This window comes from Metapseudomonas resinovorans, assembly GCF_002003485.1.
In the GTDB taxonomy this organism is placed as follows: Bacteria; Pseudomonadota; Gammaproteobacteria; order Pseudomonadales; family Pseudomonadaceae; genus Metapseudomonas; species Metapseudomonas resinovorans_D.
In genome coordinates this window covers 42085-55843 of the sequence record NZ_BDMA01000034.1, presented here as the reverse complement: position 1 = coordinate 55843, position 13759 = coordinate 42085, and the positions used below count along the sequence as shown (strand labels likewise).

Genomic DNA, 13759 nt, shown 5'->3' with positions numbered 1-13759 from the left:
ACACTGGGGCTCAGCGACCGCTGGCCCAGCTGTCGAGCCAGCGCCAGCGATGGGGGAAGCGTGCCTTCAGACCCAAACGGTCTACACGCCAGAACGCCGGCCACTCCCCTTTTACCCGCGCCAGCAGGCGCAGATTGCGGCTCGGGGCGCTGAATGCCTCGCGCAGTTCCACCGGCACAGGAGCGGCGTCCTCCACCATGCGCACCACCTCGGCAGGCAGCCAGGTGCCGTCCGGTAGGCGCAGCCGGAAAGGCTGGCCTGGAGAGGCATAGACGGCATCCCGCGGGTCGAGATAGACCCACAGTTCGGCGTCGCCCAGACGCTGCAGGCGCATCAGCGGCGTCCCGGGGCCGACGTTTTCGCCCTCATCCACCAGCACCTCGCTGATCACCCCAGACTCCCCGGCCTTCAGCTCCAGCCCATGCAAGCGTGCTTGCAGCCAGTCGCTTTCCAGTCGGCGCTGACGCTCCAGAGTGTCGTCCACCGGTTGCGACTCTCGCCGCTCGAATTGCAGCAGGTCACGCTGGCGCCTGTCCCGCTCGTCCTGGGCCTGCTGCACCTCACCCCGGGTCGCGGCACCGGCGGCGAGCAGCCCGCGCAGGCGTCCCAAGCGCCCCTCCGCACTGGCCAGAAGACGTTCCAGAGCCTGACGCTCCTGCTCCGGCAAGGGCCGATTCCCGGCAGGCTGTCGCGTCTGGGCGGCGGAGTCACCGAGCAGGGCAAGTCGACCGCGCCACTCGGGGTTATCCATCTTCACCAGCAACTGGCCGGCCTCGATCCGGTCGCCGGGCCTGGCCAGCACGCGCTCCACCTGTCCAGCCTCCCGCGCCCGCAGCTCGGTGGACGGCAGGTGCAGCTGCACCGGCGCCTCGATCAGCCAAAGGCCGAGGAACTCGCGCCCGACCAGGAACAACAGCGGACTGGTCACCGCGAGCAGGATCAGGTACCAGCGCAGCTTGAAGGCCAGGCGCTTACCGGGTGCGTAGAGCACCTTGAGCCCCTGCTCCTGGGTGGGCTGCTGTTCCTTGGGGCTGGAGAATCGAATCTTCATGGCCTGACTCAACGGGGAAAATGGGTCCAATCCTGCCAGTCGACACCGGTGATACCGGCGGGCTGCAGGCGCGTGCGCCAACGCTCGAGCTGTTCCCGCAACTGCGTGCGCGATGCCCCAGCCCAGGATTCCTCAGCCGGTAGCTGGGGCTCGACACTCTGGGCCAGACGGAAGCGTAGCGCCGGCCAGCGCCGGGCGATGGATTCCGCCAGTTCGGCGCTTCGAGCGGGATTGCGGGTGTAGATCATCAGGTCGACCTGCTGCACGCCGCGCTTCGGCAGGGCACAGGGTACGCAGGTCGCACCGGCGACTGGCTCGGCGAACCAGCGGGGATGGCTGGAGAGCTCCAGCGGCCAGGACACGACCGCGGACACGGCGCCCAAGGTGTCCAGCCAGTCCTGCAAGCGGCGGTCGGGCACCGGCCAGCCGAGTTGCTCCACCTCAAGATCCAGGTGCAGGGCATCGAACGTCAGCCCCTTGAGCCCACCGAGCAGGTCCAGCAAACGCTGGCGCCCAGCGGGCTCCAGCCAGGCCGGATCCCCCAGCAGCAAGGCCACCTGCAAGCCTTGGGTGTGGGCTTCATCAAGGGTGTCCTGCAGTTGCTTGCGCAGGGCCGGGATGTCGGCCACCTGCCCACCATCGAGCCCCAGGTACAGCCGCGTCATGCCGGCGCGGCGCAGTTCGCGCAGTTCCGCGTGACGAGTCGCAGGGTTCAGCAATGCCGCGCTTTTCCACAGGTAAACGCCCTGGCTCCAGCCCGTCGAGCCGACGCCCTTCGGCGCCGCCCCAACCACACCCAGGGCCGTCCAGTCGAGACGCTGCGGCCCCAGCAGGCCAGCCAGGGCCTGGTCATCGTCGACGAACAGGCGCAGGGCCGCTTCACGCAGCCAGGCAGCGTGCCAGGCGGCAATCAGGCGCAATCCGCTGTTGTAGCGCTCCAGTTCCACAGCCAGTTCCTCGGCCGGGCTCTCGGAAACCAAACGCTCGGCGCGCAGCCGCTGCTCCCGCAGGGCCTGGTCTGAAACGGCCAACTGCTCGCGCTCTCGATCCAGGTCCAGCGCTGCCTGGCGTTGGGCCTGCAGGGTCTGCCCAAGGGACTGGAGCAGTTGTTGGCGCTCGGCCTCCAGCTGCGCCAGGGCGGCTTGATGGCGCGCCTCACCTTCTCGATTGCGGGCCCGGCCGTAGTTCATCAGGTCGAAGGGCGCGGACAGACTGAGGGCGGCCACCAGCCCGTCGCCGCTCTTGCTGGCGCCGCTGCGTGCCTCGTAGCTCTGCGCAACGCTGAAGCTTGAGTCGACGCTCTCGTACCAGGGCGATTGCCGATTCCGCTCGGCGTGGCGCAGTTCATCCTGTCTCTCTTGCAGGCGCGGGTGACCCTCCAGGGCCTGGCGCCAATTGGACAGCGGCAGCACTTGCGTTGACAGCGATTCCGCTTCGGCCTGTTGACCAGGGCCGATCTCCATACCTGCCAATCCGGCCAGGCTGGCGCGGGTGTCCTCCACCAGGAGCGCGCTCTGCCGGCAACGCTGCTGGAGACCCTGCCATTGGCCGTCCAGCAATCGCGCCTGCGAAGGCAGCAGCCAGCCTCCCTGTTGACGGCGGGCCAGGCGTTCGCGAGCCGCCTGGGATGCGGGCAGCAGCCCCTTGCACCAGCGCTCTTCCTGCTCGGCGCGCCACCAGTCGGCGTAGGCGCTGCGTAAGGCCAGCCGTTGCTCCGCCAGACGCAACAGGCGCTGCGCCTGCTGCCGCTGCTGCTCAAGCTCCACCGCCGATACGGCCTGCACTTGTCGACGCAGGCTGCCGAGCAGCGGGTGGCGCAGGCCGAGGGCCAGGTCTCGCCCGTAATAATCGTCACGCAGGTCTTCGGTCACCAGTTCGTGGTAGTGCCCGGTACTGCCGGAGCCGAACCACTGCCAGCCCGCCTCGGCTTCGCGCTGTTCCTTGAGTGCATCCAGCGCCCGCAACTCGGCCGCCTTGGCCTGCAGCGCGGCCCCGTCTTCGGCGCGCTCCAGCACCTGGGCCAACGGCAGCACGTCGGCCCGGACCATGCCGGCGGCCAGCAGCAGTGCGCAGAAAAGAAATGGGCGAATCATGAACTCAGAACCTCTTGGCCCTGCGCAGCACCCACCAGGGCGCCATGCTGGTTTCCTCATGGCCGCGACGCAGGGCCTCGTTGAGCATGGCCACCGCGCTCCACATGCGCATGACCAGCATGAACAGCGGGAAGACGAAGACCACAGGGAACAATCGCAGGTCCAGGCGCGGCCGCTCGGACACCAGGGCCAGCATGGCCACATAGAGCAAAAGCGTCATGCCCAGATAGACCAGGTAGATGAGGGCGGCCAGGGCCAGGAAGCGCGGCCAGGGCAGTACCAAGGGCCCGGCCAGGCAGTAGCCGGCGATGATGAAAGGCAATACCAGCTGGAAGAAGAAGCCGGTGATCAGGGTCATCAGAAAGTTCGGCCAGCCCAGCAGTCGCGGATTGAAGCTGTGACGGTGCTTGCGGATGTAGAGGAAGTACAGGTCACCGTCCCAGCGCAGGCGCTGCTTGAGGAACTGCAGGAAGGTCACGGGCGCATCGGTATGGCCGATGGCGCCGGGCTCGAACGGAATGCGCAGGGGCCTGCGGCCGAAGTAGTTCTTGATCCGCAGGGTGATGTCGAGGTCTTCCGCGGTGTGGGTGTCCCAGCCGCCGATCTTGTCGAGGAAACTGCGGCGAAACGCGCCGAACGCGCCGGATACGTTATTCACCAGGTTCCATTCGCTGAGGCCGATCTTGGCCATGTGGATCGACAGCTGATACTCCAGCGCCTGCATGGCGGTGGTGAGCGAAGCCCAGGCATTGCGCACTCGTAGGCTTCCTGCCACGGCCGGGACGTCCGGGTCGGCGAAATGACGGACCATCTGGCTGACCATGTCGTTGTCGAAGGAGGTGTCGCCATCCAGGGCCATCACCACTTCGCCGGTGCAGTGCGCCAGGCCCGCGTTCAGGGAGGAAACCCGGCCACCGCGCTGCCACTTGGCGATGGGTCGCAACAGGCGTCGCGGATAGAGCTGCGGATCGACACGAAAGTCCCGCACGGCCTGCATGGTGGGCTGGTTCACGGCCGCTCCGTCCACCACCGGAATCATCTCGATGTAGCCGGGGTAGGTCTGCTCGCACAGGCTGCGCAGGGTCGTCTGGACGTCCCGACCCTCGCTGTAGCAGGTGATGATGCAGGACACCCGCGGCCGATAGGTGCTCTGCTGGGGCAACTCGAATGGCTTGCGGACGAACCAGCGCAGGACGCCGATCAGCACCAGCAGGTTGAGCGGCAGCTCCAGCAGCAGGAAAGCCGGCAGCAACATGAAGGCACCCTGCAGAATGCCATCGCTCCTGGCGAACTCGCCGAGGAGCAGTAGCCACTGCTCGACAAAGGCTTCCATGCTCAGCCCAACTGTCCGCCCAGACGCGCCAACAGCAGGGCAGCGTCTTCCTGGTCCTGCTGATCATCGGGAGCCGTGAAGACGGCCAACCGCACCTCGATGGGCGTCGCCTGTCCGGCGGTCAGGCGTTCCGCGCCCTTGACCAGGCGCTTGCGCACCACCTCCATGCCGGTGACATCGGTGTGGGGCATCAGCAGCCAGAGCACCTCCTCGCTCAGCCGGCAACAACGATCGGTTTCCCGCACGGCTTCCTGCAGGCGCTCCACCAGCCCGTCCACCAGCGCGTGGCCGCGCATCTCGCCGAGTTGGGAGAGGGTTTCCAACAGGTTGACGAAACGCAGACCGAGTAGAGAGAAGGCCGGCTCCCGGTGCCGTCGCGTCAGTTGCAGCTGCCAGTTCAGCAGATCGAGGAAAGTCTGGCGTGGCAACAAGTTGAGGCTGCCGAAGCGCTCGATGTTCATCACCCCGGCGCCGAAGCCTTCCCGGCACCTCAGGCGCCCGGCCTCGGCCAGGCGGAAGTGGCGTATCTCGCGCACGCGCAGCTTGTCGGGCGCGTGGGACTGGCCGCAGTCCAGACAGCGCGCATCCACGGCGGCATCGACGAAAAAGGCCTGGCAGTTGCGGCAGCGGTAGTTCTCCAGTGGACGGTCGTAGTCGCTGCCAATATGGCGAAGACGGGTCAGGCAGTTCGGGCAGAGCAGCACACCTTCCTTGAGGAAGTGTTCCTGGGGGCCGACGTGCCCGCAGGTGAAGCAATGCAACGAAGGCTGGCGACCGATGTCCAGGGCTTGGCACTCGGGGCAGACATCCACGTAATTGAGGCGGCCCGATCCACAGCTGGTGCAGAAGCGCAGCCTGTCCTGCAGCTCACCCTCTTCCAGCCAGCCCTGCTGGCTCATCAGCTGTAGCCAGGAGAATTGATTGATGGTCTCTTCGTTGCCCAGGGCTTCCAGCAGCGGATAGCGGTAGTGCTGGGGCACGCTGGCATCACGCACTGCAAGGACTCCACCACGTGAGCGCAGCCAGAGCCACGCCATCACCCGTTCCTCGAAGCGTTCCGGGGCGGCTCCGCGATTGAAAAGGCCAAAACGCTCACGCCAGAGGCGCCACAGGGGCGTGATCGCACCAGGGTCGGCCGGCGGCGGGCCGTCACCCAGGGCAATGCACCAGGGATCCTGGTCCTGGCAGCAGTAGATCAGACTGAAGCGATAGCGGGGATCGAGGCGCAGGCTCCGCAAGGCCTGGCCCGCCTGTGCGCCCGGCAGGTCGACCAACAGCACATCGGCTTCGGAATCGGCCTGCAGGCTCGCAAGCTCGTTGTAGCGTTCCAGCTCAATGCCGAGGAATCGGTGCGGACCAGCGCCAAGTAACGCAATTCTGGGTGTGGTTCTGGACATGGATAAAACTCAAGCATTCCTTGGCTCAATTTTCCCACTATAGACGCGCCACTTCGCCTTAACACACGTCAATGCTTTCTCGATCAGCTCGGTACCACCTGCTCCAGCGGCACATACAGCTTCTCGTAGAGCGCCTTGACCGCAGGCTGCGCCTCCGGCGCCAGGTAGCCGCCTTCCAGCGCCAGCACCTGATAGATCCCCCGACGGAGCAGTTCCTGACTGAGATCGCCGGCATCGCCACGGGTGGTGCAGAGGAAGCGCACCCAGGAGGTGACGATGATCCAGCTGTTGAGGGTGAGTGCTTCGACCTGGGCCGGACTCATCAGCAGGATGCCGGCGCCGACGAAGCCGCGGTAGATGCCCTGGGCATGATCCAGGCAGCGCTGGGCGAACAGGCGATAGCGCGAGGCAAGCTCGGCATCCGACTCCAGCAGGTGTTCCAGGTCGCGGTGCAGGAAGCGGAAATCCCACATGGCCGCCAGCAACGACTCCAGGTAGAAGGTCTTGTCCTCCACCGTCACCGGGCGACCTTCCGGCAGGCGCAGGAAGCTGTCTACCCGCGCCTCATAGAGTCCGAACAGCTCGGCGATGATCTCCTGCTTGTTGCGGAAGTGGTAATAGAGGTTGCCCGGTGACATGCCCAGGTGAGCGGCAATGTGGTTGGTGGTGACGTTGCGCTCGCCCTGGGTGTTGAACAGCCCGAGGCTCTCCAGAACGATTCGGTCGCGGGTCTTGGGTCTTGGGGACATCAGGTGGAAATTCCTGCAATCGATGGAACGCGGCGAGCGCTAAAGGTACACCGCAAGACGCTTGGGAAACACCCGGTGTTACCGGGACGGGGCACGCCCAGCTTTTCGATGGGCTGCCGGCGGGCGGCGCACAGGGCAAGCTGATTTGACAGACTAGAGCAATTGCTCTAAAAATCCAGCGACATCACAAGAATAGAGCCTTACTGTGTCCGTACAGCGGATGCGAGTGGCTCGTCCGGAGCCGCCGAGGAGCAGCGCCATGGTCGCCGACATCGCTTACCTGCAACAGACCCAGCAGCAGATCAGCCAGCTGGAATCGCTTTTCCAGCGCCAGCGTGAAGCCTTTCGCGCCAACCCCATGCCCAGCGCCGAACAGCGCATCCAATGGCTGAAGTCGCTGCGCGACCTCCTGTTCACCGAGCAGGACGCCCTGATCGCAGCTATTTCCCAGGATTTCAGCAATCGCGCGGCGGATGAGACGCTGCTCGCGGAGATCATGCCCAGCCTTCAAGGCATCCACTACTCCAGCAAGCGCATCCGCAAATGGATGAAGCCCTCCCGCCGTAGCGTCGGTATGGCTTTCCAACCGGCCTCGGCCAAGGTGGTCTACCAGCCGCTGGGTGTCGTCGGCGTCATCGTGCCGTGGAACTACCCCCTGTTCCTGGCCATCGGGCCGCTGGTGGGCGCGTTGGCGGCGGGCAACCGCGTGATGATCAAGATGAGTGAATCCACCCCGGCCACCGCCCAATTGCTCCAGGAACTGCTGGCGCGCGTCTTCCCCGAAGACTTGGTCGCCGTGGTCCAGGGCGAGGCCGAAGTCGGCGTGGCGTTCTCCCGCCAGCCCTTCGACCACCTGCTGTTCACCGGCGCAACCAGCATCGGCAAGCACGTGATGCGCGCCGCCGCCGAGAACCTGACCCCGGTAACCCTCGAACTGGGCGGCAAGTCCCCGGCCATTGTTTCCGCCGACGTGCCCCTGGCCGACGCCGCCGAACGCATCGCCTTCGGCAAGACCATGAACGCCGGTCAGACCTGCGTGGCCCCGGACTACGTCCTGGTGCCGGAAGATCGCGTCGACGGCTTCGTCGAGGCCTATCGCCAGGCTGTGAAGGGCTTCTACCCGCAGTTGACCGACAACCCCGACTACACGGCCATCATCAATGACCGCCAACTGGGCCGCCTCAGGAGCTACCTGACCGACGCCGAAGCCAAGGGCGCGCGCCTGGTCCCGCTATTCCCCGAAGCCCAGGGCCGTCGCCTGCCGCACACCGTCGTGCTGGGCGCGACCGACGACATGAAGCTGATGCAGGAGGAGATCTTCGGTCCGCTGCTGCCCATCGTCCCCTATCGCGCCATCGACGATGCCTTCGCCTACATCAATGATCGTCCGCGCCCGCTGGCCCTCTACTACTTCGGCTACGGCAAGGCCGAACAGCAGCGCGTGCTGCACGAAACCCACTCCGGCGGCGTGTGCCTGAACGACACGTTGCTCCACGTGGCCCAGGACGACATGCCCTTCGGCGGCATCGGCCCCTCCGGCATGGGCCACTATCACGGCCACGAAGGTTTCCTCACCTTCAGCAAGGCCAAGGCGGTGTTCATCAAGCAGCGCTTCAATGCCGCGAAGCTGATCTACCCGCCCTACGGCAAGGCCATCCAGAAGCTGGTCTTCAAACTTTTCGTCCGCTGAACCGGGCCTTCGCAGGCAGATAACAAGAATGAGCGAAACCACCCTCGACGCGCCGGGGCTCTCCCGGCGCAACCTGCTCAAGGTCGGCCTGTTCGGCTCGGCCTTTCTCGCCACCGCCGGCGTGACCGCCAGCCTCACCGGCTGCTCGGCCAGCGTACCCGCCGGCGGTTTTGCCGTGCTGCGTGACTCCGACCTGCCATTCCTGCGCGCGCTGGTGCCCGTGATGGTGGACGGTGCCGTATCCGTCGAACAACTGCCGGCGGCGGTGACTGGCACCCTGCAAAGCCTGGATTACGCCCTGCACCGCCTATCGCCGGAAATGCTCAAGCTGACCCTGCAGCTGTTCGACGTGCTCGCCCTGCCAGTCACCCGTGGCCCACTGACGGGCGTCTGGGGCAGCTGGGAGAAGGCCAGCGCCCAGGACGTCCGCAATTTCCTCACGCGCTGGGAAAACAGCTCCATCGGCCTATTGAAGATGGGCCACGCGTCCCTGCTGCAACTGGTGATGATGGCTTGGTACGGCCGACCGGAATCCTGGGCCCACTGCGGTTATCCCGGCCCGCCGCTGATCTGAGAACCTGTTTACGATTTCGCGAGCTAGAGCCATGCAAGGCAAAAACAGGCGAGGAAGCGGAGTTTACGAGCTGTAAATGAGCATTCCGAGCCTGTTTTTAACGCCGCAGGGCCGACGCGCAGCAGATCGTAAACAGGTTCTGATCCATCGCCATAACGACAAGAACTGCTCGAGACCCTGACATGCCTGTACCCGATCTGTTCGCCGAAGGCCTCGCCCGCGGCTGGAAAACCCACAACGGCTCGCGACTGGAGCACGACCTGACCCTGGAAGCCGACGTAGCGATCGTCGGCAGCGGCGCCGGCGGTGGCACCACCGCGGAAATCCTCAGTGCTGCAGGTTTCAAGGTGTTGCTGATCGAAGAAGGCCCACTCAAGACCAGTTCCGACTTCAAGATGCAGGAGGCCGAGGCCTACCCAAGCCTCTACCAGGAAGGCATCGGCCGCATGACCAAGGATGGCGCCATCACCATCCTCCAAGGCCGTGCCGTGGGCGGCACCACATTGGTGAACTGGACGTCCAGCTTCCGCACCCCTGACCTGACGCTGCAGCACTGGGCCAGCGAGCACGGCGTGAAGGGGCTCTCCGTGGCCGAGATGGCGCCCTGGTTCGAGAAGATGGAACAGCGCCTGGGCGTCGCGCCGTGGGCGATTCCGCCCAACCCGAACAACGATGTGATCCGCCTTGGCTGCGAAAAGCTCGGGCTGCACTGGAAGGTAATTCCGCGCAACGTACGCGGCTGCTGGAACCTCGGTTACTGCGGCTTGGGCTGCCCGACCAACGCCAAGCAGTCGATGCTGGTCACCACCATTCCCGCCACCCTGGAAAAGGGCGGCGAGCTGCTCTATCTGGCCCGTGCCGAAAAGCTGCTGATCGAGGGCGACAAGGTCACCGGCATCGAATGCCTCGGTCTGGACGAGCGCTGTGTGGCACCCACAGGCCGCAAGATCACCGTCAAGGCGCGCCATTACGTGCTGTCCGGCGGCGGCATCAACACCCCCGGCCTGCTCCTGCGTTCCGATGCACCGGACCCGCACGGCCGCACTGGCAAGCGCACCTTCCTGCATGTGGTGAACTTCTCCGCAGCGCAGTTCGACCGCGTGATCAACCCCTTCTACGGCGCGCCGCAGTCGATCTACTCCGACCATTTCCAGTGGGATGACGGCGCCACCGGACGCATGTCCTACAAGCTCGAAGTGCCGCCATTGCAACCGGCGCTCACCAGCACCCTCCTGGGCCGTTTCGGCGTCGACAATGCGCTGCGTATGGAACAGCTGCCGCACACCAACGTGATGCTGGCCCTGATGCGCGACGGCTTCCACCCGGACAGCGCCGAGGGCTCGGTGGAGCTGCGCGGCGACGGCAGCCCGGTGCTCGACTACCGCATGACCGACTACACCTGGGACGGCATTCGTCGGGCGTACCACGTCATGGCCGAGATCCAGTTCGCCGCGGGCGCCCGCGCCGTCCTCCCCATGCACAACAACGCCGACTACGTAAAAACCCTGGACGAAGCCCGCGCCCTGATCGACAGCTTGCCGCTGGAGCTCTACCGCGCCCGTCTGGGCAGCGCCCACGTGATGGGCGGTTGCGCCATGGGCGAGGACCCGAAGCAGGCAGTGACCGACAGCCTGGGCCGGCACCATCAGTTGGCCAACCTGTCGATCCACGACGGCTCGCTGTTCCCCACCAGCATCGGCGCCAACCCGCAGCTGTCGGTCTATGGCCTGACGGCTAAGCTGGCCAGTGACCTGGCCGAGCGGCTGGGCAAGGTGTAGCGGCTCCCCGCGAGGACAAGCCCCATGGACAAGCTCCTCTCCGCCCTGCTGATCGTCGCCGGCATCATTCACCTGCTGCCGATCAGCGGCCTGCTCGGAGCTGAACGACTCGCAGCGCTCTACGGCGTGCCATTCAGCGAGCCCAACCTGCTGATCCTGATGCGCCACCGTGCGGTGCTGTTCGGCCTGCTGGGCGCGCTGCTGGTCTGGGCTGCCTTTCGTCCGGCGCTGCAGCCGGCCGCCATGCTGGGCGGGATGATTAGCGTACTGTCTTTCCTGCTGCTGGCCTGGCTCACGCCGGGCTACAACGCCGCGCTGCACAAGGTGGTGATCGCCGACTGGGTAGCACTGGTCTGTCTGGTGCTGGCCATCGTGCTCTGGCTGCTGCGCCGGCCGGCGGCGAGCGGATGAGCGCACTTCTTGGCCGCAGGGATTCGCTGCGCTACCATCCGATTCCCTTTCGGTCCCCTGCCAGGACGTCGCGATGAACCGAGTGTTGTATCCGGGCACTTTCGACCCTATCACCAAGGGTCACGGCGATCTGATCGAACGCGCCTCGCGCCTGTTCGATACCGTGATCATCGCCGTAGCCGCGAGCCCGAAGAAGAATCCGCTGTTCAGCCTGGAGCAGCGTGTGGAGCTGGCGCGCGAAGTCACCAAACACCTGCCGAACGTCGAAGTGGTGGGCTTCTCCACCCTGCTGGCGCACTTCGTCAAGGAGCAGAACGCCAATGTGTTCCTGCGTGGTCTGCGTGCCGTGTCCGACTTCGAGTACGAATTCCAACTGGCCAACATGAACCGCCAGCTGGCACCGGATGTGGAGAGCATGTTCCTCACTCCGTCGGAACGGTATTCCTTCATCTCCTCCACTCTCGTGCGTGAAATAGCGGCCCTGGGCGGCGATATCAGCAAGTTCGTCCATCCCGCGGTGGCCGAGGCCCTGGCTCAACGCTTCAAGCGCTGACGCAGCCCCGCCGCGATCGGCACGTGCGCCGATCGCGGCAATCCGGCACAATTCCGCTATTTCTGTTAAAGGCCGCCGCTGCCTGGCGACGGCAGGAGTTGTTCCCATGTCCCTCAAGATCACCGACGACTGCATCAATTGCGACGTCTGCGAACCCGAGTGCCCGAACGGCGCGATCTCCCAGGGCGAAGAGATCTACGTGATCGACCCCAACCTGTGCACCGAATGCGTCGGCCACTACGACGAACCCCAGTGCCAGCAGGTCTGCCCCGTCGACTGCATTCCGCTCGACGAAACCCATGTCGAAAGCAAGGATGAGCTGATGCAGAAGTACCTGAAGCTCACCGGCAAGGCCTGATCCATGGGCCGCCCGGTACGCGGCGCCTATCGTGGCGCGCTGCTGGCGTCGCTGCTCCTGCTCGCGAGCGTTTCCCAGGCCGCCGAGCCGGGCCGCGCGGCAGTCGCCACACCCCATCCGTCTGCCACAGTGGCCGGCCTGGAAACCCTGGCGCAGGGCGGTAACGCCTTCGATGCCGCAGTCGCCATCAGCGCCGCGCTGGCAGTCGCCGAGCCCTACGGCTCCGGCCTTGGCGGCGGCGGTTTCTTCCTGCTCCGCAAGGGCGGCGACAAGCCCACCTACCACTTCCTCGATGCCCGCGAACGCGCACCGCTGGCCGCCAATGCACGCCTGTATGTCCGCGACGGCAAGGTCGACCCGGCCCTGTCCCTTGACGGCCCGCTGGCTGCTGCCATTCCCGGCCTGCCTGCCGCCCTGGCGGACCTCGCTGGCCGCTATGGCCGCCTACCCCTGGCCGACAGCCTGACACCGGCCATCCGCCTGGCCCGCGACGGCATCTCGGTGGACCGGATCTACCGCGAGCGCGCCTCCTGGCGACTGTCGTCCATGCGCGACGACCCGGAAACGGCGCGCCTGTTCCTCGACCACAAGGGTGAAATCCCGGAAGAGTTCAGCCTGCTGCGCCAGCCGGAACTGGGCAACACCCTCGAACGCATCGCCCGTTACGGCAAGGCCGGGTTCTATAGCGGCCTCACCGCCGAAAGGCTGGTGCAGGGCGTGAACGCCGCCGGCGGCATCTGGAGCCTGCGCGACCTGGTCGAATACAAAACCGTCGAACGCCAGCCGATCCGCTTCCGCCTTGCCGATGGTCGTGAGCTGATTGGCGCTCCGCCGCCCTCGGCCGGCGGCATCGCCCTGGCCCAGAGCCTGGCCATGCTGCAGGAACTGCCCTGGCGCAAGGCAGACCGCGTGCAGCGCACCCACTACGTGGTGGAAGTCCTGCGCCGCGCCTATCGCGACCGCGGCCTGCTCGGCGACCCGGATTTCGTCGCCATTCCCCAGGCCCGGCTGCTCGATGCGGCCTACCTGAAAGACCTCGCCAAGGGTATCGATGCCCGCCGCGCCACTCCGAGCAGCAGCCTGCCGCCTTCACCGCCCTGGCGCGAAGGCGACCACACGACGCACTTCGCGGTCATCGACAAGGACGGCAACGCGGTCGCCGCCACGCTGTCCATCAACCTGCCCTTCGGCGCTGCGTTCACCGTGCCCGGCACCGGCATTCTCCTGAATGACGAGATGGACGATTTCGCGGCGAACCCCGAAGGCGCCAACGCTTACGGCCTTGCCGCCAGCCAGGCCAATGCGGTGGGCTCCGGCAAACGCCCGCTGTCGTCCATGAGCCCGACCTTCATCGAGAGCGAAGGAGAGTTCGCCGCCTTCGGTACCCCGGGCGGCAGCCGGATTCCCAGCATGGTGCTGTTGTCGGTGCTGGAGTACCTGGACGGTCAACCGGTGAACCGCTGGCCAGCGGTGGCGCGCTATCACCACCAGTACCTGCCGGACCAGATCGAGCACGAGCCGGGCGCCTTCAGCAGCAGCGAAACCGCCGAACTGCGCGCCCGTGGCTACAGCCTCAAGGCGCTGGAACGCAACTACGGCAACCAGCAAGTGCTGTTCTGGAACAAGGCCAAGCGCAGCCTCGAAGCCGCCAGCGATCCACGCGGCCTCGGCCTCTCCGAAATCCTCGACATCGAAAAGCTGAAGTAGGTTGGTCCGAGCCTGCGAGGCCCAACACGCAACGCCGAGGCCTCGCATCGTTGGGCTTCGCTACG

12 protein-coding genes are annotated in these 13759 nt (G+C 65.8%); 7 read left to right on the top strand and 5 right to left on the bottom strand.

Translation table 11 applies throughout. The features are described from left to right. Positions 1-10: 10 nt before the first annotated feature. The 5 genes from MnOB_RS10300 to MnOB_RS10280 form a co-directional block, all read right to left on the bottom strand. Positions 11-1051 (bottom strand): efflux RND transporter periplasmic adaptor subunit, encoded by a 1041-nt coding sequence (locus MnOB_RS10300; protein ID WP_077524126.1) that lies wholly within the window; start codon positions 1049-1051, stop codon positions 11-13. A gap of 8 nt (positions 1052-1059) precedes the next feature. Then, positions 1060-3144 (bottom strand): hypothetical protein, encoded by a 2085-nt coding sequence (locus MnOB_RS10295; RefSeq protein WP_077524125.1) that lies wholly within the window; start codon positions 3142-3144, stop codon positions 1060-1062. A 4-nt stretch (positions 3145-3148) separates the two neighbouring features. Then, a complete protein-coding gene (locus MnOB_RS10290) occupies positions 3149-4477 on the bottom strand; it encodes a glycosyltransferase family 2 protein (RefSeq protein WP_077524124.1) in 1329 nt (442 codons plus the stop codon). Positions 4478-4479: 2 nt separating this feature from the next. Beyond that, positions 4480-5874, bottom strand: a complete 1395-nt coding sequence (locus tag MnOB_RS10285; RefSeq protein WP_077524123.1) for a TackOD1 domain-containing metal-binding protein — start codon at positions 5872-5874, stop codon at positions 4480-4482. Positions 5875-5957: 83 nt separating this feature from the next. Then, the gene (locus MnOB_RS10280) at positions 5958-6623 is read right to left on the bottom strand and encodes a TetR/AcrR family transcriptional regulator (protein WP_077524122.1); all 666 of its coding nucleotides are present in this window, start codon (positions 6621-6623) and stop codon (positions 5958-5960) included. 259 nt (positions 6624-6882) lie between these two features. Here MnOB_RS10280 and MnOB_RS10275 point away from each other — a divergent pair, with 259 nt between their 5' ends. The 7 genes from MnOB_RS10275 (at position 6883) to ggt (ending at position 13694) form a co-directional block, all read left to right on the top strand. Then, positions 6883-8313, top strand: coding sequence for a coniferyl aldehyde dehydrogenase (locus MnOB_RS10275; RefSeq protein ID WP_077524121.1), 1431 nt, complete (start codon positions 6883-6885; stop codon positions 8311-8313). Between the two features lie 28 nt (positions 8314-8341). Next, positions 8342-8887: a twin-arginine translocation pathway signal protein gene (locus MnOB_RS10270; protein WP_077524120.1), complete on the top strand. Its 546-nt coding sequence runs from the start codon at positions 8342-8344 to the stop codon at positions 8885-8887. Between the two features lie 182 nt (positions 8888-9069). Next, positions 9070-10665, top strand: a complete 1596-nt coding sequence (locus MnOB_RS10265) for a GMC family oxidoreductase (RefSeq protein ID WP_077524119.1) — start codon at positions 9070-9072, stop codon at positions 10663-10665. Between the two features lie 24 nt (positions 10666-10689). After that, a complete protein-coding gene (locus tag MnOB_RS10260; RefSeq protein ID WP_077524118.1) occupies positions 10690-11076 on the top strand; it encodes a phosphopantetheine adenylyltransferase in 387 nt (128 codons plus the stop codon). Between the two features lie 73 nt (positions 11077-11149). Then, complete coding sequence (gene coaD, locus MnOB_RS10255; protein WP_077524117.1) at positions 11150-11629, top strand: pantetheine-phosphate adenylyltransferase; 480 nt, start codon at positions 11150-11152, stop codon at positions 11627-11629. A gap of 106 nt (positions 11630-11735) precedes the next feature. Further along, positions 11736-11987: a YfhL family 4Fe-4S dicluster ferredoxin gene (locus MnOB_RS10250; protein WP_028629061.1), complete on the top strand. Its 252-nt coding sequence runs from the start codon at positions 11736-11738 to the stop codon at positions 11985-11987. A 3-nt stretch (positions 11988-11990) separates the two neighbouring features. Next, positions 11991-13694, top strand: coding sequence for a gamma-glutamyltransferase (gene ggt, locus MnOB_RS10245; RefSeq protein ID WP_077524116.1), 1704 nt, complete (start codon positions 11991-11993; stop codon positions 13692-13694). Positions 13695-13759 lie beyond the last annotated feature (65 nt).